At 62.2% G+C, this 20,816-nt stretch carries 23 protein-coding genes; 6 read left to right on the top strand and 17 right to left on the bottom strand.

The features are described 5' to 3' along the window. Positions 1 to 54: 54 nt before the first annotated feature. The 9 genes from AC3WVQ_RS23390 to osmF form a co-directional block, all read right to left on the bottom strand. Positions 55 to 1,284 (bottom strand): ABC transporter substrate-binding protein, encoded by a 1,230-nt coding sequence (locus tag AC3WVQ_RS23390; RefSeq protein WP_034799533.1) that lies wholly within the window; start codon positions 1,282 to 1,284, stop codon positions 55 to 57. A 38-nt stretch (positions 1,285 to 1,322) separates the two neighbouring features. Next, on the bottom strand, positions 1,323 to 2,180 hold the full coding sequence (locus AC3WVQ_RS23385) for a carbohydrate ABC transporter permease (protein WP_034799530.1): 858 nt from the start codon (positions 2,178 to 2,180) through the stop codon (positions 1,323 to 1,325). After that, on the bottom strand, positions 2,177 to 3,061 hold the full coding sequence (locus AC3WVQ_RS23380; protein ID WP_034799524.1) for a carbohydrate ABC transporter permease: 885 nt from the start codon (positions 3,059 to 3,061) through the stop codon (positions 2,177 to 2,179). The genes AC3WVQ_RS23385 and AC3WVQ_RS23380 overlap by 4 nt, the downstream gene beginning before the upstream one ends. 13 nt (positions 3,062 to 3,074) lie before the next feature. Next, a complete protein-coding gene (locus AC3WVQ_RS23375) occupies positions 3,075 to 4,232 on the bottom strand; it encodes a Gfo/Idh/MocA family protein (protein ID WP_492383019.1) in 1,158 nt (385 codons plus the stop codon). Between the two features lie 241 nt (positions 4,233 to 4,473). Next, positions 4,474 to 5,286, bottom strand: a complete 813-nt coding sequence (locus tag AC3WVQ_RS23370) for a pirin family protein (RefSeq protein ID WP_492383018.1) — start codon at positions 5,284 to 5,286, stop codon at positions 4,474 to 4,476. 79 nt (positions 5,287 to 5,365) lie between these two features. Continuing rightward, positions 5,366 to 6,103 (bottom strand): ABC transporter permease, encoded by a 738-nt coding sequence (locus AC3WVQ_RS23365; protein WP_060601437.1) that lies wholly within the window; start codon positions 6,101 to 6,103, stop codon positions 5,366 to 5,368. Then, entirely contained in the window at positions 6,103 to 7,041 is a 939-nt protein-coding gene (locus AC3WVQ_RS23360) for an ABC transporter ATP-binding protein (RefSeq protein WP_090295903.1), read from the bottom strand. Before AC3WVQ_RS23360 ends, AC3WVQ_RS23365 begins: the two co-directional genes overlap by 1 nt. After that, entirely contained in the window at positions 7,038 to 8,207 is a 1,170-nt protein-coding gene (locus tag AC3WVQ_RS23355; protein WP_060586201.1) for an ABC transporter permease, read from the bottom strand. Before AC3WVQ_RS23355 ends, AC3WVQ_RS23360 begins: the two co-directional genes overlap by 4 nt. 99 nt (positions 8,208 to 8,306) lie before the next feature. Beyond that, on the bottom strand, positions 8,307 to 9,218 hold the full coding sequence (gene osmF / locus AC3WVQ_RS23350) for a glycine betaine ABC transporter substrate-binding protein OsmF (RefSeq protein WP_060518255.1): 912 nt from the start codon (positions 9,216 to 9,218) through the stop codon (positions 8,307 to 8,309). A gap of 335 nt (positions 9,219 to 9,553) precedes the next feature. Between osmF and AC3WVQ_RS23345 the strand changes: the two genes are divergently transcribed. Together AC3WVQ_RS23345 and AC3WVQ_RS23340 are read left to right on the top strand one after the other, a co-directional pair. Further along, entirely contained in the window at positions 9,554 to 10,021 is a 468-nt protein-coding gene (locus AC3WVQ_RS23345) for a DUF4126 domain-containing protein (RefSeq protein WP_492383017.1), read from the top strand. Beyond that, the gene (locus tag AC3WVQ_RS23340) at positions 10,018 to 11,394 is read left to right on the top strand and encodes an FAD-containing oxidoreductase (protein WP_404526792.1); all 1,377 of its coding nucleotides are present in this window, start codon (positions 10,018 to 10,020) and stop codon (positions 11,392 to 11,394) included. Before AC3WVQ_RS23345 ends, AC3WVQ_RS23340 begins: the two co-directional genes overlap by 4 nt. A 26-nt stretch (positions 11,395 to 11,420) precedes the next feature. On the opposite strand, the gene AC3WVQ_RS23335 is transcribed toward AC3WVQ_RS23340, so the two are convergent. The 8 genes from AC3WVQ_RS23335 to ocd form a co-directional block, all read right to left on the bottom strand. Beyond that, positions 11,421 to 12,572: a M20 aminoacylase family protein gene (locus tag AC3WVQ_RS23335; protein ID WP_492383016.1), complete on the bottom strand. Its 1,152-nt coding sequence runs from the start codon at positions 12,570 to 12,572 to the stop codon at positions 11,421 to 11,423. Positions 12,573 to 12,582: 10 nt separating this feature from the next. Beyond that, positions 12,583 to 13,347 (bottom strand): ABC transporter ATP-binding protein, encoded by a 765-nt coding sequence (locus tag AC3WVQ_RS23330; protein WP_090426603.1) that lies wholly within the window; start codon positions 13,345 to 13,347, stop codon positions 12,583 to 12,585. Between the two features lie 36 nt (positions 13,348 to 13,383). Beyond that, on the bottom strand, positions 13,384 to 14,085 hold the full coding sequence (locus tag AC3WVQ_RS23325; RefSeq protein WP_060586196.1) for an ABC transporter permease: 702 nt from the start codon (positions 14,083 to 14,085) through the stop codon (positions 13,384 to 13,386). Then, entirely contained in the window at positions 14,085 to 14,798 is a 714-nt protein-coding gene (locus AC3WVQ_RS23320; RefSeq protein WP_034799489.1) for an ABC transporter permease, read from the bottom strand. Before AC3WVQ_RS23320 ends, AC3WVQ_RS23325 begins: the two co-directional genes overlap by 1 nt. Before the next feature lie 160 nt (positions 14,799 to 14,958). Then, complete coding sequence (locus AC3WVQ_RS23315) at positions 14,959 to 15,759, bottom strand: transporter substrate-binding domain-containing protein (RefSeq protein ID WP_404526784.1); 801 nt, start codon at positions 15,757 to 15,759, stop codon at positions 14,959 to 14,961. Between the two features lie 28 nt (positions 15,760 to 15,787). Continuing rightward, on the bottom strand, positions 15,788 to 16,591 hold the full coding sequence (locus AC3WVQ_RS23310) for a dimethylarginine dimethylaminohydrolase family protein (RefSeq protein ID WP_492383015.1): 804 nt from the start codon (positions 16,589 to 16,591) through the stop codon (positions 15,788 to 15,790). A gap of 31 nt (positions 16,592 to 16,622) precedes the next feature. Next, positions 16,623 to 17,594, bottom strand: coding sequence for a citrulline utilization hydrolase CtlX (gene ctlX, locus AC3WVQ_RS23305; protein WP_034799479.1), 972 nt, complete (start codon positions 17,592 to 17,594; stop codon positions 16,623 to 16,625). Between the two features lies 1 nt (position 17,595). Beyond that, a complete protein-coding gene (gene ocd, locus AC3WVQ_RS23300) occupies positions 17,596 to 18,678 on the bottom strand; it encodes an ornithine cyclodeaminase (RefSeq protein ID WP_060644340.1) in 1,083 nt (360 codons plus the stop codon). Positions 18,679 to 18,770: 92 nt separating this feature from the next. Here ocd and AC3WVQ_RS23295 point away from each other — a divergent pair, with 92 nt between their 5' ends. The 4 genes from AC3WVQ_RS23295 (at position 18,771) to AC3WVQ_RS23280 (ending at position 20,775) form a co-directional block, all read left to right on the top strand. Further along, on the top strand, positions 18,771 to 19,196 hold the full coding sequence (locus AC3WVQ_RS23295) for an Lrp/AsnC family transcriptional regulator (protein WP_034799473.1): 426 nt from the start codon (positions 18,771 to 18,773) through the stop codon (positions 19,194 to 19,196). 52 nt (positions 19,197 to 19,248) lie between these two features. After that, on the top strand, positions 19,249 to 19,770 hold the full coding sequence (locus tag AC3WVQ_RS23290) for a carboxymuconolactone decarboxylase family protein (protein ID WP_404526781.1): 522 nt from the start codon (positions 19,249 to 19,251) through the stop codon (positions 19,768 to 19,770). A 90-nt stretch (positions 19,771 to 19,860) separates the two neighbouring features. Next, positions 19,861 to 20,310 carry a GNAT family N-acetyltransferase gene (locus tag AC3WVQ_RS23285; protein ID WP_457578636.1) on the top strand — a complete coding sequence of 150 codons (450 nt, stop codon included), beginning with the start codon at positions 19,861 to 19,863 and terminating at the stop codon, positions 20,308 to 20,310. A 69-nt stretch (positions 20,311 to 20,379) separates the two neighbouring features. After that, on the top strand, positions 20,380 to 20,775 hold the full coding sequence (locus tag AC3WVQ_RS23280) for a MarR family winged helix-turn-helix transcriptional regulator (protein ID WP_034799468.1): 396 nt from the start codon (positions 20,380 to 20,382) through the stop codon (positions 20,773 to 20,775). The last annotated feature ends 41 nt before the right edge of the window (positions 20,776 to 20,816 follow it).

The following is a 20,816-nucleotide window of genomic DNA, read 5'->3' as shown; positions in this document are numbered from 1 at the left end:
GCAGAGTTAGGTGGGGCCGCGAACCGATCTTGTCGGCGCGCGACCCCGGTGGCCTTACTTGTACTCTTCGAGGCTGGAAGCCGCCTTCTTCAAGGCGTCGGCCGGCTCGGCCTTGCCGGTCACGACCGACTGAACCATCTCGATGATGACGTTCTGGAAGCCCTTGTAGTCGGTAAAGAGCGGCTCGGGACCACCATAGGTGATGCCGTCGATGAACGGCTTCCAATAGGGATCCTTCTTGACGAACTCATCGACCATCGGCGACGGACGCAGCGGCGTCAGGCCAGCGCCGCCCTGAAGCTCGTATTCGCCCTGCGGTCCTGGCGAGGTGATGAACTTGGCGAATTCGATCGCCTTCTCCTCAACGCCCGAGCCCTTGAAGATCGCCAGGCTGTCGGTGATGAGCAGCGTGCCCTCGCCCTTTGCTTCCGGGCCGAGCGGCAGCGGTGCTACGCCCCAGTTGACCTTGGTTTCCTTCAGGCGCGTTGCGGCACCCGAGCCCGCCTGGATCATGCCGACCTTGCCGTCGAGGAAGATGGCGCGGATTTCGTTCTGTTCGTAGGCGGTGGCGCCTTCGACAGAGAAAGGCGTGATGTCCTTGTAGGCCTGCAGCGCTGCGAGCACCTGCGGGCTGTCGATGACGATCTTGTCGCCGTCGATGACCTTGCCGTTGTTGGTGTACACCCAGTGCATGAACTGGTGCATGGTGTTGTCGAAGGTCTTGGCCGGCAGGCCGTAACCGGCAATGCCGGTCTTTTCCTTGATCGTCTTGGCGAATTCGATTTCTTCAGCCCAGGTCTTCGGCGGCGTTTCCGGATCGAGGCCGGCCTGCTTGAACAGGTCCTTGTTCCAGTAGAGCGCCTTGGTCGAGAAGGCGATCGGAACGCCCCACTGGTTGTCGTCGAAGGTCACGGTATCGACGATGTTGGGGTAGTAGGTCTTCTTTTCGTCGTCCGTCATCGGCACGGGAACGATAAGGTCGTTCTGGGCAAATTCCTTCAGCGTGCGCGACCCGACATAGGCCATGGCGACCGGTGTGCCGGCGGCGGCAAGGGTCGTTGCCTTGTCCTGGCACTGGGCCCAGCCGACGACTTCAGGCGTTACCTTCCAGCCTGGGTTCTTCTCTTCCCACTGCTTGATGTACTTCTGGTGGACCGCATCCATGGTGTCGCCGCAGTAGATCCAGCTGATCTCCTGGTCGGCCGCCTTGGCGGTCACGGCGCCCAGCGCGGTCGAGCCGAGCAGGGCAAGGGCGAGCACCCCCGTCTTGAATTGAATAGACACGTTTTTATGCTCCCGTTCTCTGGTGGTTGACTTAAGTCTTATTGTTTCACCGCGCCCGCGGTGAGCCCGCTGACGAGATAGCGTTGCAAGAGGAAGATCACGACGACGGCCGGCGCGATGCCGACGAAGCTTGCCGCCATCAGTTCGTTCCAGACCACTTCCTGGCGTCCGAAATAGGCAAACAGCCCGACGGGAAGCGGCATGTATTCGCTCTTGGAATTGAAGGTCAGCGCGTAGATGAACTGCTGGGCATAGGCGCCGATGAAGGTGGTGATCGCCACCACGGTGATGCCGGGCATGGCGATCGGCAGGATCACCCGGCGCAGCGTATAGAAGTGGCTGGCTCCGTCGACGAAGGCGGCCTCGTCCAGTTCACGCGGGATGCGCATCATGTAGGTGCGCAACAGCCAGATCGCCGACGGGATCAGGAAGGCAACGCCCGGCACGATCATGGCCAGATAGGTGTTGAGGACGCCGAAGGTGCGCATCAGCCGGAAGAGCGGGATCAGCAGCACCGCGCCCGAAAACATGTTGACCGCAAGGAATGCCCCCAAAAGCACGCCGGCGCCACGGAAGTTGAAGCGGGCGAAGGCATAGGCAGCGGGTATGACCAGCACCAGCACGATGGCCGTGACGATGGTGGAGATGAAGAAGGAATTGAAGATGTAGCGGGCAAAGCCCGGCACGCTCTCCCACATCGTAAAGTAGGCGGCGAACGAGCCGTTTTCCGGCCAGAAGCGATAGGGTGACGAGAACAGCAGCCCGAGCGGCTTCAGCGACACCAGAAAGCCCTCGACGAAGGGCGCCAGGATAAAGCACAGGAACACGAAGATACCGGCATAGATTCCGACAAGCTCGTACCAGCGGTAGCGATTGATCAGGGCAGGCTGGCTCATTTCTGTTCCCCCTGAGAAAGGCGGCTCGTCACCCGGAAATAGGCAAAGCAGAAGATCGACAGGAAGATGCAGATCAGCACGGCGCGCGCTGCCCCTTCGCCATACTTCTTCGACCCGATCGCGGTGCGATAGGTGTCGATGATCATCGTCGTCGTCTCACCGTTGGGTCCACCCTGGGTGAGGATCCAGATGATATCGAACGAGTTGAAGGTCGCGATCAGCGACAGCATCGACATGGTGATCAGCGACGGCACGAGCAGAGGCAACGTGATGCGGCGGAAGCGATAGAAACGCCCTGCCCCATCGGTCCACGCGGCCTCATAGAGATCCTGCGGGATCGCCTGCATGGCTGCCAGCATATAGAGCGTCACCAGCGGCACGCCGATCCACACGTCCGTGATGATCGTCGCCCAGAAGGCAGTCTCTCCGCGGGCGAGGAAGGCGATCGGCCCGTTCGACAACCCCATGTTCTGCAGCACGCCGGAGATCATCCCGAACTGGCCGTTGTACATCCAGCCCCACATGAAGATGCCGATGGCCATCGGCACGATCCATGGCGGCATGGTGAGCAGACGGAAAAGCGCCCGGCCGGGAACGGCCGCGTTCAGCATCGTTGCGCCGAAAACGCCGATGATCATCTTGATCGACACCGAAAAGAACGTCCAGATGAAGGTCCGGAAGATGACCTCGGCGAAGGTCTCGTTGAAGATCTTGTCGTAGTTGGTCCAGCCGACCCAATTGGTCGTCTTCTTCAGCGACGCGTCCGTAAACGACAGGATGAAGGTGTCGACCAGCGGATAGGCGACGATCACCGTGACGTAAAGAACAGCAGGAAGAAGCAGGATCCAGGCGAAGATGACTGTGCTGCGTTGAACACTCATCCGTCGCCTCCCCTTACGCCGCGCGGGAATGCAGGGCTTCGTCGAAACGGTCCCATATGGGCCGGAGGTCTATGACGCTCTTCTTGCGCCGAGCCTCGTCCATGGAGAGCGCCAGAATGCCGGCTTCCAGCGCATCGCGCGTCGAAACCGGCAGAGGTCGGCGGTCGCGGACGTGGCCGATGATGTCGGTCGCCATCTGCTCGTCGGCACCATAGTGCTGCGACAGTTCGGTGGCCTTATACTTGTTCTCGATGACCTTCTTGCCGGTCAGCATCTCGTGCACGTCGAAGTAACCGCGGATGAAATCGCCCTCGGCCATGCCGCGCGAGCCCATGATGCAGAAGCGGCGGAACTGATCCGGCACGTTGAGATTGGTGTGGAAGTTCATGCCGACGCCGTTGGCGTATTCGACGATCGCCACCTGGTAGTCGATGATGTCGCCGTCGCTGTCGAAGACCTTGTCGGATCCCATCCAGCCGCTCGGCTTGCGATGGAACAGTTCGAGATCGTTGATGCCTTCGCGCGCCGGGTCGTTGGCAGGGATGAAGCTCTTGCGGCCGCCGAAGCTTGCGACGCGTTCTGGCCGGGCTCCGACGACGCCATTGTAGAGGTCGAGGTCGTGGCAGCATTTCTCCAGCATGAAGCTGCCGGAATAGCGCTCGTAGCGGCGCCAGTCGCGCATGAAGAAGGCGCCATGGTAGGGCTCGATGTGCTCGGAAGCCTCGATCGAGACCACCTGCCCTAGCTTGCCTTCGGCAAGCGCCTGGCGGAGGTCGCGGTACATCGGCGCGTAGCGCAGCACGAGACCGACCATCAGCCGCTCATGGCCAAACTTCGCCATCAGCGCTGCGAGTTCCAGGCTTTCCTGGATCGTGGTGACGATCGGTTTTTCGCTGAAGACCTTCAGGCCGGCCTCAAGGCCGATCCGGATGTGGTCGAGGTGCATGTGGTTGGGCGAGCCGATCATCAGGAGATCGAGCTTCTCGTTGGCGATCAACTCTTCGGGCGTCGCGTAGGCCTTGCCAGGCGAGATGCCTTTTTCGGTGAGCGTGGCCAGACCGGCCGGGTTCGGATCGACGTATCCGGCGATTTCGAAGCTCTCGTCCATGGCCTTGAAGACATAGCCGAGATAACCCAAACGGAATCCGAGTCCGATGATGCCAACTTTCATGCTCGTCCTGTTCCCCTGCCTTTTGGCGTAATTTATTTTCGCAGACTGGGACAGTTTTTTCAGGCCGTCAACTCAAATCCGCATATTTTGTAAAATTGTGAAATTCATTTTCATATCCCAGGCAAATGCCGACAAAGCAGGCATTCTACAGACAACCAAGAAGGGTGCACGCATCGCAACTCTACGGCAGGAGGAAAGCGGTCCAGACCACTGCACGTTGCGTGAGGGGTCGCTGATCCACTTAGCTCCTCCGTCGGAGACGACCGCGCAAGCGTAGCAGTGTCAGCAAGGTCCGCGCCAGAACGGGCGACGGGATCTTGGGATGATCGCCGACCGTCCCCTTGCGCGCTGCCGGCGCCCGCGGATCGATCAGGAACGCGACGATCAGCGCGTTGCCAATGCCGACGAGGTCCAATGGTCCGTCCGACTGGTGGAGCCCCTGATCTCCCTCGTCAAACCGGACGCCCCCGACTTCCACCGAACCGGAGAACACATAGAAGTAAAGGTGCCTCCCCTCCTTCCGGGGAAACGCCACCTTAGCCGTCGCCTCGAGCCTGAGATCGAAGAAATCGATGGCGTTGCGCACGTAGAATGGCGCTCCCTCCCCCTCGGCCCCAACGAGATGCCGCCAGCAATTGAGGGGCGCCGGCTCGATCGGACCGTACTGAATGTTTGGCGGGAGATCGACGCTATGGGGGCGCACGAGAATTTGCAGCATGCGCAGCGGAGGATCACCAGACAAGGTTTCCTCCGAATGCCAGAAGCTTTGCCCGGCGTTCATCACCATCAGGTGCGCGCCATCGGTGACCAGTCTGCCGGTCGCCCGGTCGTCGTGGCGCATGACCCCTTCCGGCACCCATGACAGGATCTCGTCGTTCCTGTGCTCGTGCATGGCGACCAGCCTGCCAGGATCCAATATCGTTTCAGCGACCATCGCGAGCGGTCCGTAGCCATGGTCGCGCGGCCATGGCAACAGCCAGCCGGGCATGTTGAGCCTGACCTTGAATCCACCCATGTCCCTGACAACAGGACTTTTGGCGCCGCGGTAGAGCATCGGCCATCCTAACACGGGTGACCGCAGTTTTCTGCGACAGCCGGCCGATTGCCCGGCTGCGCGTCTCCACCGCCTGCGCCTAGCGCCCCATCCGCGCAGCAAGTTTCCGCTCCGCCGCCTGCAACCCATCGTGCAAAAGCACCGCAAGCGTCGCGACGATCAGGCCGCCCTGAACGACGAAGGAAAGGTTGTTCGATTGCAGCCCGGCGATGATTACTTCGCCGAGTGTTTTTGCGGCGACCGTCGATCCGATCGTGGCGGTTGCCAGGCTGATGACGACCGAAAGCCGGATGCCCGCCAGGATCACCGGCATCGCCAGCGGCAACTCCACCTTGAGAAGCCGCTGGCCGCTGGTCATGCCGGCGCCGCGCGCCGCCTCCATGACGGAGGAAGGCAAGGTCGTCAGCCCCGTCAGCGCATTCTCGAAAATCGGCAGCAGGCCATAGAGAAAAAGCGCGATCAGCGTCGGCTTTTCGCCGAAGCCGAAGATCGGAACAGCGAGCGCCAGAACCGCGACGGGCGGAAAGGTCTGACCGATATTCACCAGGCTGCGCGACAGCGGCAGGAATTCTGCTCCGGACGTGCGCGTGACGAGAATGGCAAGCGCAAGCGCGACCAGCGCGGCCGCTGCCACCGCCAGCGCCACCGTGCGCAGATGCAAGAACGTCAGGTGCAGCAGGCTTCCCTGGTTGTAGATGACAGGGGCGTTGTCCTGCACCAGCGGCCGCAGCAGCGGCTCGAACCAATGCGGCTGCAGCAGGAACGCGACGAGAACCAGGAAAACCGCGATGCGAATGAGAGTGGCGAGCTTCGGCATCAGGCTGGACCGGCCGCGCGTTTGGCCAACCCCTCAAGGCTGACCCTGCCGATTACGGCGCCGTCGGGACCTGACACCGGCAGCGCATCTCGTCCGGACCAGAGGAGTTCGGCCAGGGCTTCCCTTTGGCTGGCATCGCTCGATATCGGCGCGCCTTCGGCGGCCCCGGGTTCCACCGCGCTCGAGACCGGCGCGATCGCGAGCAGGCGGTAGGGCCGTTCGCCCGCCCCGATCAGGCTTTCGACGAAGGGCGTGGCCGGCTTCAGCAGCATTTCGGCGGGGGTCGCGTACTGCACCACTTTGCCCTTGTCCATGACGGCAATGCGATCGGCGAGGTGAAAGGCCTCTTCCATATCGTGGGTGACGAGAATGATCGTCGTCTGGAAGTGTTTCTGGATGGCAAGCAGGTCGTCCTGCGCCTTGGCGCGGATGATCGGATCGAGCGCCCCGAAGGGCTCGTCCATCAAGAGCACCTTCGGCTCGGCGGCAAGCGCCCGGGCAACGCCCACGCGCTGCTGCTGGCCGCCGGAAAGCTCGTGTGGGAAGCGTGGACCGAAATCTGCGGGATCGAGTTGGAAAAGGCGCAGGAGTTCTTCCACCTTCGCATCGATGCGCGCCCGTTCCCATCCGAGCAAGGTCGGCACGGTCGCGATGTTCTGGGCGACGGTGCGATGGGGAAACAGACCGTGCCCCTGGATTGCGTAGCCGATCCGGCGGCGCAACTCATAACCGGGCAGCGAACGATTGTCCTCGCCATCGAGGCGAATTGTGCCCGAGGTCGGCTCAACCAGCCGGTTGACCATACGCAAGAGCGTGGTCTTGCCGGAGCCGGAGGTGCCGACGACGACGGTGACGGTGCGCGGCGCGATCGTCAGGCTGACGTCGTCGACAACGGTGCTTTCGCCATATCGCTTGGTGATGTTCTCGATCTCGATCATGCGGCCTCTGCCTGCCTGGTGTTGGGTGTGGCCATCTCGATCACCGCGTCGAGCACGATCGCCGCGGCGAACGCCAGCACGACCGTCGGGACGGCGCCGAGCAGCACGAGGTCCATCGCGGTCTGACCGACGCCCTGAAAGACGAAGACGCCGAAGCCGCCGCCGCCGATGAGCGCAGCGATGGTCGCAAGGCCGATATTCTGGACGAGCACGATGCGGATGCCGGTGAGGATCACCGGGAAGGCCAGCGGAAATTCGATGCCGACCAGCCGCTGCCAATCGGTCATGCCAATGCCACGCGCGGCGTCGTTCGCGTCCCGCGGAACGCCTGCCAGACCGACGACGGTGTTGGCGACGACAGGCAGCAGCGAATAGAGAAAGAGCGCAACAAAGGCCGGGGCAACACCGATGCCACGAATGCCGATCGCAGCCGCACCCGGCACATGGAGGGCGATCCAGCCGAGCGGCGCGATGAGAATGCCGAAAAGCGCGATCGACGGGATCGTCTGGATCGCGTTCAGGACGCCGAGCAACCCATCGCGCAGCCGCGTGACGCGGTGGCAGAGGATGCCGAGCGGGATGCCGACGAGGGTCGCAGCCACGAGCGAACCGAGCGCCAGGGTCACATGCTTGCGGCCCTCCGCCCAAAACGTGTCCACCCGGCTTGCATATTCCTTGAGAATCGACAGGCCGTCCCAGGCGCCGGCGAGAAGGATGGCCGAAGCAAAGGCCAGCACGACGGCGAGAACGACGATGCGCACGAAGGGCGCCGGGCGCAGTCGCGTCAAGGCGTCGGCGGCGAGCAACCCGAAGGCAAAGAGCATGATCCAGAAGCCCGAAGCCGGCGAGACGCGGGCATAGGTGTTGGCTTCGGGTGTCAGATGCGTGGCGGCAACGCCGATGCCGAGCGCCAGCGCGGCGAGCGCGACAAAGGCGGCAGCGAGACGCAGGTAAGCGGGCGATCGGACCAGCGCGACGATGACCGCGCAGACCACGATGCCCAGCAGCACGGCACTCCACCCCGCAGGCAGGGCGTCGGCCACCGACTTGACCTCACCGGCGACGATACGGTTGGCACGAAACGTTGCAAAAGGCGCTATGAAGGCGCCGCCGAGCGCCAGGGCCGCAATGATCGCTCCGAGCTTGTCAAAGCGGAGTGCTTTCAAACCACATTCCCTCCCCGCCTGTGCCGGCGCATCTCCGGCACCTGCAGGCCTATCCCCGGAACGCCAGCCATCCGACCAGCGTCCCGGATCTCCGTCAACTTATTTCAGAAAGCCGTTCTTCTTCAGGAAGTCCTCGGCGACCGCCTTGGCCGGTTCGCCGCCGACCTGCACGCGACCGTTCAGGTCTTGCAGCGTCACCAGGTCCAGTTTCTCGAACACGGGCTTCAAGAGTTCCTCGATCTGCGGGTTTTCCTTGAGCACCGCTTCGCGAATGATCGGGGCCGGCTGATAGACGGGCTGGACGGCCTTGTCGTCTTCCAGGACCACGAGGCCGGACGGGGCGATGCCGCCGTCGGTGCCATAGACCATGGCTGCGTTCGCACCGTTGGTCTGGTTCGCCGCGGCCGCGATCGTTGCCGCGGTATCACCGCCGGAAAGCGTGATCAGTTGGTCCTGCTTCAAGGTGAAGCCGTAGGTGGTTTGGAACGCCGGCAGTGCGGCGGCCGAATTCACGAATTCCGACGACGCCGCGAGCACGACCTTGCCGCCGCCAGCGATGTACTTGCCGAAATCGCTCAGCGTCTTCAGCTTGTTTTCGTCAGCGACTTCCTTGCGTAGGCCGATCGCCCAGGTGTTGTTGGCCGGCGATGGCGTCAGCCAGACGATCTTGTTGGCATCGTAGTCTAGCTTCTTGGCCGTCTCGTAGCCCTTGGCAGCATCCTTCCAGACCGGATCGTCGGCCTTTTCGAAGAAGAAGGCGGCATTGCCCGTATATTCCGGATAGATGTCGATCTCGCCGGCGGTGATCGCCTTGCGTACGACCGGCGTCGCCCCAAGCTGGACGCGATCGACCGTCTTGATGTTGTTGGCGTTGAGCACGGCAAGGATGATGTTGCCGAGCACCCCGCCCTCCGTGTCGATCTTCGAGGATACGACCACATCGGCGCTCGCCGCGGCGGCAGTCAAGGTGAAGGCAAGGGCAGTTCCGATAAGCAGTCTGGTCAGGCGCATAGGTTTCTCCTCGGATTTCGATGCGCAAGTTTGATCACGGAACGTCCGCTCCGTCGGGGCAAGCCATTCCATATATGTCAGCCCCCGGCAAAAAATAGGGTTGCATCCAGAGACTGTGGCAGGCGAATATTTTCCTACATTGATAAACACGATCGAAAGCATAGACTACCGTTTTTGGCGGTAGCTGATTGGGCGTTGCAATCGCCGGCGTTGTCGGCCACTCTGATCGCGGCCCGCCAGAAACATCCGCTTTCACTCTTGGTTGCGATGCCGCTCGACCCGAACCGCTTGGGGGCTGGTGGCTTGGGTTCGCCCGGCGAACGTTCGGGGACACGATGTCGATCTATTTTCTGACGCTCATTATCGGCGTGGTCGCTGGCCTGCGCACCATGACCGCACCCGCCGCCGTCAGTATTGGCGCAGCCGCGGGATGGCTGACGCTCAGCGGTACCTGGGCGGCCTTCATGGGCTTTCGCTTCACACCTTACATCTTCGGCCTTCTGGCCCTAGTTGAGTTCGTCACCGACCAATTGCCGAGCACACCGAGCCGAAAGGTGCCGCAACAGTTCGGCGCCCGCATCGTCAGCGGCGCCTTCTGCGGGGCCGCGCTCGGATTGACCGGACATGCTATGCTCCAAGGAATGGTCGCCGGCGTCATCGGTGCCGTCATCGGCACGCTCGGCGGCTATGAAGCCCGCAAGCGCCTCGTCGCGGCCATCGGCGGCAAGGACCTGCCGATCGCCCTTCTCGAGGATGCTGTTGCCGTTCTCCTCGCACTCTGGGTGGTGTCCTCGGTCTCATGACGAAACATTTCGACGCAATCATCATCGGTGCCGGCCAGGCCGGCCCATCGCTTGCCGGCCGGCTGACGGCAGCGGGCAAAACCGTCGCGCTGATCGAGCGCAAGCACTTCGGCGGCACCTGCGTCAACACCGGCTGCATGCCGACCAAGGCGATGGTCGCGAGCGCCTATGCCGCGCATCTGGCGCGACGGGGCGCGGACTATGGCGTGACGACCGGTCCCATCACCATCGACTTTACCCGCGTCATGGCGCGCAAGGACACGGTGCGGTTCACGTCCCGGGGAAACATCGAAAACTGGCTGAAAGGCATGGAGAACTGCACCGTCTTCGAAGGCCATGCGCGCTTCGAAAGCCCGCATGAGATCCGAGTCGGCGACGCGCTGCTCTCGGCCGACCAGATCTTTCTGAATGTCGGCGGACGCGCCGCAACCCCGGATTTCCCTGGTGTCGCCGAGGTGCCCTATCTCACCAACGTCTCGATCATGGATCTCGACACTCTGCCCCGCCACCTGATCGTCGTCGGCGGCAGCTATATCGGACTCGAGTTTGCGCAGATGTTCCGTCGCTTCGGCTCCGAGGTTACCGTAATCGAGAAGGGGCCGCGGCTAATCGGCCGGGAGGATGCGGACGTTTCCGACGCCATTCTCGCGATCCTCGAAAAAGAGGGCATCCAGTTTCGCCTCAATGCCGAATGCATCCGCTTTGCCAGGAGCGGCGACGATGTCGTCGCCGGCGTGGATTGCACGGCGGGCGCACCCGAGATCGTCGGCTCTCACCTGCTGCTGGCAACCGGCCGCCGGCCGAATACGGACGACCTCGATCTCGGCCGGAGCGGCGTCAAGACCGACGCCCGCGGCTATGTTGAAGTCGACGAGACGCTCAAGACCAACGTGCCGCACATCTTCGCGATGGGCGATTGCAACGGTCGCGGCGCCTTCACCCACACGGCCTATAACGACTTCGAGATCATCGCCGCCAATCTGCTCGACGGAGAGGCGCGGAAGGTCAGCGACCGCATTTCAACCTACGGCCTATTTATCGATCCGCCGCTCGGCCGCGCCGGCATGACCGAGACCGAGGCGCGCAAGTCGGGGCGCAAGCTGCTCATCGGTACGAGGCCGATGACCCGCGTCGGCCGCGCCGTGGAAAAGGGCGAGACCGAAGGCTTCATGAAGGTGATCGTCGACGCCGACAGCAAGGAGATCCTCGGTGCTTCGATCCTCGGAACGAGCGGCGATGAGGCAGTGCAGAGCATCCTCGACGTGATGTATGCGGGCAAGCCCTACACCACGATCACGCACGCGGTTCATATCCACCCAACCGTGTCGGAACTGATCCCGACGGTCTTCGGCGACCTGCACCCGGCGACCTGAGCGGCGGGGCGTTTGATGCCGCGCGCTTAAACGAGCGCTGCGCGTGCGAGCTGGTAGAAATAGGTCGCGCCGCGCTCAAGGATGTCGTCGTTGAAATCGTAGCGGGTTGTGTGCAGCCCGCTGCTGTCGCCATTGCCGATCAGCACATAGGCGCCCGGCACCTTTTCCAGCAGGAAGGAGAAGTCCTCGCTGCCCATCAGCGGCTCGGGCAGTTCGACATAGGCATCCGCGCCGAATGTGTCGGCGATCACCGCACGCGCATCCTCGACCGCCTCGGCATCGTTGATCGTCGCGGGATAACCGACCTGCCAGTCAAAGACGGCTTCGGCGTTGTAGCTTTCCGCCTGCAGGCGGGCGATCTGCTCGACGCGCTCCTGCAACTGCTTGCGGACGACAGGATCCATCGCGCGCATGCTGATTTCCAGCACTGCGGTATCCGGAATGATATTCGAGGCCGAACCCGCCTGGAACGAACCGACCGTCAACACGGACGGCTGGTGCGGCGACACATTGCGCGACACCAGCGTCTGCAGCGCCATCACCACGCTGGAACCGACGACGACCGGGTCGACCGTCAGTTCCGGCTGGGCGCCGTGGCCGCCCTTACCCTTGATCGTCAGCGTCAGCACGTCGATCGATGCCGCCATGGCACCGGCGCGGCTGGAGAACTGGCCGACCGGAAGACCCGGCCAGTTGTGAAGCGCATAGACCCGCTCGCAAGGGAAGCGCTCGAAAAGGCCGTCTTCGATCATCAGCTTGCCGCCGCCGAAGTTTTCCTCGGCCGGCTGGAAGATCAGATGAACCGTACCGTTGAAGCTTTCGTCCTTCGACAGCGCCCAGGCAGCACCGAGCAGCATGCTGGTATGACCGTCGTGGCCGCAGGCGTGCATCGCGCCAGGATGCTTGCTCTGGTAAGCAAGACCGGTCTCTTCGTGCATCGGCAGCGCGTCCATGTCGGCGCGAAAGCCGATGGCGCGGTTGCTGTTGCCGCGCTTCAGCGTCGCAACGATGCCGGTTGTCGCAAGACCGCGGGTGACCTCGAAGCCCCAGGACTGCAGCAGTCCCGCAACGAACTCGGAGGTCTTCACCTCGGAAAGGCCGATCTCGGGCATTTCGTGCAGCTTGTGGCGGATATCGACGAGTCCGGGCAGGAACTCGGAAAAATTGGTGTCGCGCATCGGGGCCTCCTCAAGCCATCTGCAGGAACTGGCGCAGCCGCGCCGATTGCGGGTCACGCATCATCTGCTGGGGGGCGCCGCGTTCTTCGACCAAACCCTTGTGCAGGAAGATCACTTCGCTGGAGATATCACGGGCGAGTGACATTTCGTGGGTGACCATCACCATGGTGCGGCCCTCTTCGGCAAGCTTCTTGATGACGAGCAGCACCTCGTTGACGAGTTCCGGATCAAGCGCCGAGGTCGGCTCGTCGAAAAGCATCACCTCAGGCTTCATTGCCAACGCGCGGGCGATTGCCGCGCGCTGCTGCTGACCGCCCGAGAGCTGGTTGGGATAGTGGTCGCGCTTGGGCGTGATGCCGACCTTCTCCATCAGCAGTTCGGCTTCGCCGATCGCATCCTTCTTGGTCATGCCGAGCACGTGGATCGGCCCTTCGATGATGTTTTCGAGAATGGTCTTGTGGGACCAGAGGTTGAAGCTCTGGAACACCATGCCGAGGCGCGTGCGGATATGTTCGAGCTGCCGCTTGTCGGCTGCATGGAACTTGCCGTCCTTGCCCTTGACGGTGCGGATCACCTCGCCCGAGACGGAGATCTCGCCCTCGTCCGGCGTCTCCAGATAGTTGATGCAGCGCAGAAGCGTGCTCTTGCCCGAGCCGCTGCTGCCGATCAGCGAGATGACGTCGCCGGACTTCGCCTCGAAGGAGACGCCTTTCAGCACCTCGACGGACCCGAAGCTCTTGTGAATGTTCTTCACCGAAAGCGCTGATGCGACCATGTTCATTCCTCTCGCGCGCCGTGGCGCGTCTCCTCTTTATGCCTTCGCCGTGCGGTAGCGCGTGAGCCGCTTCTCGACGACGCCCATGATGCGCGTCAGGATGAACACGACGGTGAAATAGATGATGCCGGCGGCAATCAGCGGTTCGAAGATCAGCAGCGACTGGCGCTGCAGCATGCGGGCGGTGCCCATGACCTCAAGAATGGTGATGGTCGAGGCAAGCGACGTCGTCTTCAGCAGGATGATCAGGTCACCCGTCAAAACCGGCAGGCACGAGCGGAACGCCTGCGGCAGGGTGATGCGGCGCAGGACCATCGACGAGCGCATGCCGATCGATTTTGCCGCCTCGATCTGGCCGCGCGGGATCGCCTTGATCGCGCCGCGGATGACCTCGGCATTGTAGGAAGCCTGGTTGAGGCTGAGTGCAAAGATCGCATACCACAGGCCGTCACGCAGATAGGGCCAGAGGAAGCTATGGCGCACCCAGGTGCCGGGTAGGATTTGCCCGAGGCCGTAATAGATCAGGTAGATCTGCACCAGAAGCGGCGTGCCGCGGAAGGCGAAGGTGAAGACATAGGCCGGAACCGAAAGCACGCGGCGACCGGAAAGCCGGGCGAGCGCCACGAGCGTGCCGATGACGAGGCCGAAGACGCCGGCGACCGCCGTCAGAAGCAGCGTGAGCGGTGTCGCCTTGATCAGCGCCGGCAGGAAGCCGACGACGTTGGAGATCGTTTCCATCAGTTGTGCCCCCGATTGAGGCGGCGCTCGATCTGGGCGATCACCAGGACGGAAACGAGCGTAATTGCCAGAAACAGAATGGCCGTCAGCCCGTAGAAGAAGATGTACTGCTTGGTGCCTGCCGCCGCGCGATAGCCCGTGTAGAGCAGCTCGCTGAAGGAGCCGAGCACGCTGATGATGGCGCTTTCCTTGGTGATAGACAGCCAGAGATTGCCCATGCCGGGGACCGCGTGGCGCATCATCTGCGGGAAGATGATGCGGGTGAAGACCTTGCGCCTGTTCATGCCGATCGAAACCGCCGCCTCGATCTGGCCCGGCGGCACGGAGAGGAAGGCCGAGCGCAGCACCTCGGTCATGAAGGCGCCGGAAACAAAGGCGAGCGCGATGATCGCCGCCCAGAACGAGCTGAACTGAAAGGTTTCGGCAACGAGCCCGAAGTGCTTCAACAGCCGTTCCGCCCCGCTCGCGACCGAGAAATAGAGAAGCAGGATGACGAGCAACTCAGGCAGCGAGCGCACGACCGTCGTGTAGATATCGGCAAGGAAACGCGGGATCCGGTGCTTCGACAGTTTGCCGGCAGCGCCCAGGAAGCCGAAGAGAACCGCAACCGCATAGGCGACCACGGAGACCTGCAGGGTCATCACCAGGCCCCAGGCGAAATCGTCGCCCCAGCCCTCGCCGCCCCAGGCAAGCAATTGCCAGTAATAGTCCATCCGTCGTTACCTGTTCCCGATTGTCTCGTCAGCCCCTACGCCGCTGCCCGATCGGTGCGGGCAAGGTGGCTGTAGCGGTTGCTGCGATGGTGCCCCGGCGCTGCGGCCGGTTTTGGCGAATGAGGGCGGCGACGCTGGCCGCCGCCCTCCGAAATTCGGTTTACTTCTTGCCGAAGATCCACTTGTCGACGAGCTTCTGCGTCGTGCCGTCCTTTTCGAGCGCGGCAAGGCCGGCATTGACCTTGTCGAGGGTCGAAGCGTCACCCTTGCGGACGGCATAGGCGACGCCTTCGCCGAGCGTGACGTTCTTCGGCACTTCGACCTTGACCTCGTAGTCGGCGCCTTCAGGCGTCTTCAGGAAGGTCTGGATGTAGAGGTCGGGGATGAGCACGTAGTCGACGCGACCGGCGATGAGGTCGGCGACCGAGTTGTCGGCGGTGTCGTAGCTCTTGGCTTCGGCGCCGGTCAGGTACTTGGCGACATAGGCCGACTGCACGCTCGACGTCTGCACGCCGATGATCTTGCCCTCGACGCTTGCCGGGTCGATGATCTTGCCAGAACCGTCGGCGGCGTCGGCCGTCTTGATCTCGCTCGTGTCACCCTTGGAGCCAACGAAGGACGTGCCTTCGGTGTAATAGGGCGTCGAGAAATCGACGACCTGGCGGCGCTCGTCGGTGATCGAGAAGGCGCCGATGATGAAATCGACCTTGTTTTCCTTCAGCGACGGGATGAGACCGTCCCAGGCCATCTGGTTGATGTCGCACTTGACGGCCATCTTCTCGCAGAGCGCGCGGGAGAGATCGGCTTCAAGGCCCTCCCACTCGCCGCCGGCGTTCACCTGGGTGAAGGGCATGTAGGGCTCCGGCGTCATGCCGAGGCGCAGCGTCTCCTCGGCAAACGCGCTGCCGGCAGCCATGGAAAGGGCGATCCCTGCGAACAGGGCGGTCTTCAACGTCTTCATAATGTTCCTCCTCGGGGATTGCGTCGGGTCAGAGCGTGTTGCTGAACCAGCGTAGCGACATGCAGGAAAGACCTGCGTCGATCTTGCCGATCTCCGTCGTCTTCATCGGCACGACCTTGTAGCCGAGCTTGTCGAGCATCTCGATCGTGCGCGGGAAGTCCGAGCCGACCATGACGACGTCGTTGACGCGCAGCGCATTCGCTGCCGGCTCTTCGCCTTCGGGAATGATCACCTGCTTGAAGCGCTCGAAGGCGCCGGACTTGGCGAGGCGCGCGGTCGAAAGCACGGTCTCGTCGTCGAGCAGCGAGCAATCGGTCTTGAAGTGCAGCACGCCTTCAGGCGTGGCGACGATCTCGCTTTTGCGACCGAGCTTGGTCAGGCAGGCCTGAAGTGCTTCGGCGCCAACCTTGTTGGTACGGGCCGAAAGGCCGATCATCACGCTTTCGCGGGTGGTCAGAACGTCGCCGCCATCGGCAAAGCCGGTGCCTGGCAGATCGAGAACCGTTTCGAACATGGCGCGAAGCGTCGGCTCGATCTCCGGCGTTTCCTTGACGCGGGTTTCGGCACCCGGACGCAAGAGGATCGCGCCTTCGGTGAAGACCAGCGCCGGATCTTCGACGAAGATCGAGTCCGGGAAGGCTTCGAGCGCCGGCAGCACCGTCACCTTGACGCCCGCGTCCTTCATCGCCGCGATATAGGCATCGTGTTCTGCCTTTACACCTTCGAAGGTGGGGTTGCCGCGGTGATCGGCGCGAAGGCCGTTGACGACCGACTTCGACGGGGTGCGGACGATGATGTTGTTGAACTGGTAGACGGGGCGTGACTGCGACATTTGTAGTACCTTTGGCTTGGATGAGGTGCTTCTATCGATCGGACATGGCGGCGTAAAGCGGTTGCTTGTTCACGTTTTCCCGACGTGACAGGTGAACGCCAGCGAGCATGCAGCGCACGGAGCCGCCCGCGAGCTCGATGGTCGGAACGTCGAAGGCGAGAACACGGGCAGAGACTTCGAGCGCCTTGATCTGGTCGGCGCGGAGCGAGGCGAGCGCGCGAGCCGACATGACCACGACGCGGCCATCGGCACCGTCGAGTTCGATGGCATTGCCGGCGAAGTTCTCGATTTGCTCCAGCGTCAGATCGATGACCTGGCGGCCGGTTTCCTCAAGCCGCAAGCAGATCTCCTGGCGACGGGCGAGATCCGGGATCATGCTCGTGCCGATCAGCGCAAACTCGGTGCCGATGCACATCAGCACGTTGGTGTGGTAGATCGAGTTGCCCTGGCGATCGACCGCGCCGAAGATCATCGGCTCGAAATTGAAGTGGGTGCAGAAGCGTTCTAGCGCCACTTCATTGGTGCGGTTGGAACGTGCGGCATAGGCGACGCGACCGATATGGTCGAGCACCATGGCGCCCGTGCCTTCGAGATAGACGCCGTCCTTTTCAAGGCCGGAGTAATCGATCACGTCCTGAACGCGGTACTCGTTCTTCAGCATCTCGATGATGTCGGAGCGGCGCTCGCTTTGACGGCTTTCCGAATACATCGGATAGATCGCGACATGGCCACCCGAATGGGTCGAGAACCAGTTGTTGGGGAACACCGAGTCCGGCCGCGTCGTCGTCTCGTCTTCGAAGAGATGGACTGCGACGCCGGCGTTCGAAAGCCCGTCGGCCATGCGGCTGACTTCGTCATAGGCGGCCTTGGCGATCGCAGTCGGCTGGCGCGCCGCGTCGGTCGCCTGGAAGGCATTGTCCTTGGCCGTCATCGGGTTGGGGCCGAAGTGGTGCGGGCGGATCATCACGACGCCCTTCGGCGCCTGTACGGACAGTCTCTTCATGTTATGCGGCACTCCGCTCGGCAGGGACCGCCGGCTGCTGCCGGAACAGGCCGTAGAGATCGCGCGGATGGTCCGGCTGGGTCGTCAGGTCGAGCTCGGTGTAGAATGCGGTACCCTGGATCTTGTCGCGCAGGAAGCGCAGGGCCGAGAAGTCTTCGGTAGCAAAACCGACGGAATCGAAGATGGTGATCTGGGCGCTCGAGCGACGGCCTTCGGCCTCGCCGGCAATCACCTGCCAGAGTTCGATGACCGGGAAGTCCGGCGCCATCTGCTGGATCTCGCCCTCGATGCGGGTCTGTTCCGGATATTCGACGAAGACGTCGGCGCGGCGCAGGATGTCCCCCTGCAACTCCGTCTTGCCGGGGCAGTCGCCACCGACCGCGTTGATGTGCACGCCGGCGCCGACCATGTTGTCGGAAAGGATCGTGGCATTGCGCTTATCGGCGGTAACGGTGGTGATGATGTCCGCACCGGATACGGCTTCTTCAGCCGTGGCAGCGACGACGATGTCGAAGTCCATATCCGAGAGGTTGTTGCAGAACTTGGCGGCGGCTTCCGCATCGATATCGAAGACCTGAAGGCGCTTGACGCCGAGAAGGGCGCGGAAGGCGAGCGCCTGGAATTCGGACTGGGCGCCGAGACCGATGATCGCCATCGAGCGGGCATCAGGACGTGCGAGGTACTTCGCGGCAAGCGCCGATGTCGCCGCCGTGCGCAGTCCCGTCATGATCGTCATTTCGGAAACGAGACAGGGGTAGCCGGTGCTGACGTCGGAAAGAACGCCGAAGGCGGTCACCGTCTGCAGGCCGACATTGGGGTTCTTCGGGTGGCCGTTGACGTATTTGAAGCCGTAATGCTCGCCGTCCGAGGTCGGCATCAGCTCGATGACGCCGGTCTTCGAGTGGCTCGCAAGCCGCGGGGTTTTCTCAAATGCGTTCCACCGGCGGAAATCGTCTTCGATGTATTCCGCAAGACCCACAAGAAACGTCTCAATGCCGATCGATTTGACCAGCTCGATTACGTTGCCGACACCGACATACTGAACCACGTTTAAAACTCCATCGGAGAAATTCGATGAAGTCAGCCTAGGCTTGCAAGAAGTGAGTTGAAATTTTAAACCTGCGCAAAATTACAGGGCATATTGAGCAATTTGCACAATCGTAATATACACCTTTCATGCATATCTTCGATGACCTCGACCACCAGCTCATCTCGCTCCTGCGAGAAGACGGGCGCGCGCCCTACTCCAAGATAGCTGCGGTGCTCGGCATATCGAGGGCGACCGTGCAGACTCGCATCGACCGGCTGCTCGAAAGCGGCGCGGTCCTGGGCTTCACGCTGCGCGTGCGGCAGGATTATGACGATCGCGCCATCCGTGCGATCATGATGATCGAGGTGAGCGGCCGAAACACCACCAAGGTGATCAAATACCTGCGCGGCCTGCCGGAACTTTATGCCTTGCACACCACCAACGGCGGTTGGGACCTGGTCGCCGAAATCCGCGCCAACAGCCTTAGCGATTTCGACCGCATCCTGCGCGAAGTGCGCGACGTCGAGGGCGTGTCGAACAGCGAAACGAGCATTCTGCTCAGCACCGTCTGACGCTCCCACCCATCATTCTGCGCAGCCGCGCACGACCAAGACAGGCATGACCATGAGCCATATCCCCCAGATCGACTACGACACCGCCTCGGATGAAATCCGCGCCGCCCACGACGAGGAGGTGCGCGTGCGTGGCCGCATGACCAACATGAAGCGCACGCTTTTACATTCGCCGGTCGCGCACCGGATCTATGCGGAATGGTTCACGCTCCGCGAGGAACTACGCCCTACCCTCGACGACAGGGCGATCTGGTTCCTCTCCCATTCCATTTCGGAGGCCATGAAATCCCCCATCGCCATGGGCTTCTTTCGACGCGCCTTCGCCAATGCCGGCATCGATTTTCACACGGACGTGCCGAGCGAAAACGAACAGCGCCTGATCGCCTTCGGCCGCGCCATCGTCGCCGACAGCAATGCCGTTCCGGAGGAAATCTGGGTTGGCCTCAAGGCACGCTACGACGCCAAGGCGCTGGTCGACCTCGTCGCTTTCTCCGGCATCATGGTGGCGACGGCGCTTTTCAACAATGTCGTCGAAGTGGAGTTCGACAAGGAACTGGAACCCTTCGTCGATTGAGACAGTGAAGAGCAGCGTGACAAACGATATGACGATCAGGCGCGCGACCGTCGCGGATGCGTCAAGCCTTGCGGCGATCAGCCTGGAAGTCTGGCTGAACACGATATCAGGGATGGCGTCAACGCATTCTTTGCCGATTATGCGCTGGAGCAGTTTACCACCGCGCGCTTCGAAGAAATTCTGGGCGACCGCAACGAGACCGTCTGGGTTTCGCAGAACGTTGTCGGTATCGACGGCTACTTGCGCATGTCGGCGAATTCGCCGGCACCGGTCGATATCGCCTCCGACCTGGAAATCACGACGCTCTATGTCCAGCCCCACCACCATGGTCGCGGCCTCGGGAAAGCTCTTCTGAAGACCGGCCTGCAATTCTGCCTGGACACGGGCCAGCCAGGCACCTGGTTGGCGGTGAACGCCGAAAACGAAAAAGCCACGGCCTTCTACCTCGCGAGTGGCTTTGAGATGGCGGGACAAACCCATTTCACGATCGGCGACCAGGCTTACCCCAACCACGTTCTTCAGTTTCGCTTGGACCGCTGATCGCTTCGAACAGCGCCTTCACACCAAGAAACGGTTGACGCCGATCGCTTGCGTGTATATACACACATTATGTCTCGTTGCTATTGTGCCCTCTTACGCAAAGCCACCCGGCGAGTGACGTCAGTCTATGACGACGCGCTGCAGCCGATTGGTCTTAACCTTGCCCAGTTCAGCCTGCTTCGACACATCGCGCGCGATGAACCGATCTCGATGACCGAGCTTGGCCGCAAGATCGAACTCGAGCGATCGACGGTCAGCCGCAACGTCAAGGTGCTGGAGGGAATGGGATTGACCGCAACTGGAAGCGGAAAGGATCAGCGGGAGGCCATTGTCGAACTTACGGAGAGCGGCCACCGGATACTGGCTGACGGCGCGCCGCTCTGGCAGGCCGCTCAGGACAAGATCGAGGCGCGGCTGGGAGCCGACGCCGCCGCCCAGCTGGAGGACCTGCTGCTGGCGCTCTAGCGCGTCGTTTCCAGACCAACTTTCTGGTCGCAGGCTGCGAC

The organism is Ensifer sp. EB106-05-01-XG146 (assembly GCF_058791875.1).
The sequence above is the reverse complement of the archived record's forward strand: the minus strand, read 5'-3'. Positions and strand labels throughout refer to the sequence as shown.

Coding starts and splice junctions, on each gene's coding strand:
- AC3WVQ_RS23385 (WP_034799530.1), bottom strand. CDS start 2,180: ATGAGCCAGCCTGCCCTGATCAATCGCTACCGCTGGTACGAGCTTGTC.
- AC3WVQ_RS23380 (WP_034799524.1), bottom strand. CDS start 3,061: ATGAGTGTTCAACGCAGCACAGTCATCTTCGCCTGGATCCTGCTTCTT.
- AC3WVQ_RS23375 (WP_492383019.1), bottom strand. CDS start 4,232: ATGAAAGTTGGCATCATCGGACTCGGATTCCGTTTGGGTTATCTCGGC.
- AC3WVQ_RS23370 (WP_492383018.1), bottom strand. CDS start 5,286: ATGCTCTACCGCGGCGCCAAAAGTCCTGTTGTCAGGGACATGGGTGGA.
- AC3WVQ_RS23365 (WP_060601437.1), bottom strand. CDS start 6,103: ATGCCGAAGCTCGCCACTCTCATTCGCATCGCGGTTTTCCTGGTTCTC.
- AC3WVQ_RS23360 (WP_090295903.1), bottom strand. CDS start 7,041: ATGATCGAGATCGAGAACATCACCAAGCGATATGGCGAAAGCACCGTT.
- osmF (WP_060518255.1), bottom strand. CDS start 9,218: ATGCGCCTGACCAGACTGCTTATCGGAACTGCCCTTGCCTTCACCTTG.
- AC3WVQ_RS23345 (WP_492383017.1), top strand. CDS start 9,554: ATGTCGATCTATTTTCTGACGCTCATTATCGGCGTGGTCGCTGGCCTG.
- AC3WVQ_RS23340 (WP_404526792.1), top strand. CDS start 10,018: ATGACGAAACATTTCGACGCAATCATCATCGGTGCCGGCCAGGCCGGC.
- AC3WVQ_RS23335 (WP_492383016.1), bottom strand. CDS start 12,572: ATGCGCGACACCAATTTTTCCGAGTTCCTGCCCGGACTCGTCGATATC.
- AC3WVQ_RS23330 (WP_090426603.1), bottom strand. CDS start 13,347: ATGGTCGCATCAGCGCTTTCGGTGAAGAACATTCACAAGAGCTTCGGG.
- AC3WVQ_RS23325 (WP_060586196.1), bottom strand. CDS start 14,085: ATGGAAACGATCTCCAACGTCGTCGGCTTCCTGCCGGCGCTGATCAAG.
- AC3WVQ_RS23320 (WP_034799489.1), bottom strand. CDS start 14,798: ATGGACTATTACTGGCAATTGCTTGCCTGGGGCGGCGAGGGCTGGGGC.
- AC3WVQ_RS23315 (WP_404526784.1), bottom strand. CDS start 15,759: ATGAAGACGTTGAAGACCGCCCTGTTCGCAGGGATCGCCCTTTCCATG.
- AC3WVQ_RS23310 (WP_492383015.1), bottom strand. CDS start 16,591: ATGTCGCAGTCACGCCCCGTCTACCAGTTCAACAACATCATCGTCCGC.
- ctlX (WP_034799479.1), bottom strand. CDS start 17,594: ATGAAGAGACTGTCCGTACAGGCGCCGAAGGGCGTCGTGATGATCCGC.
- AC3WVQ_RS23295 (WP_034799473.1), top strand. CDS start 18,771: ATGCATATCTTCGATGACCTCGACCACCAGCTCATCTCGCTCCTGCGA.
- AC3WVQ_RS23290 (WP_404526781.1), top strand. CDS start 19,249: ATGAGCCATATCCCCCAGATCGACTACGACACCGCCTCGGATGAAATC.
- AC3WVQ_RS23280 (WP_034799468.1), top strand. CDS start 20,380: ATGTCTCGTTGCTATTGTGCCCTCTTACGCAAAGCCACCCGGCGAGTG.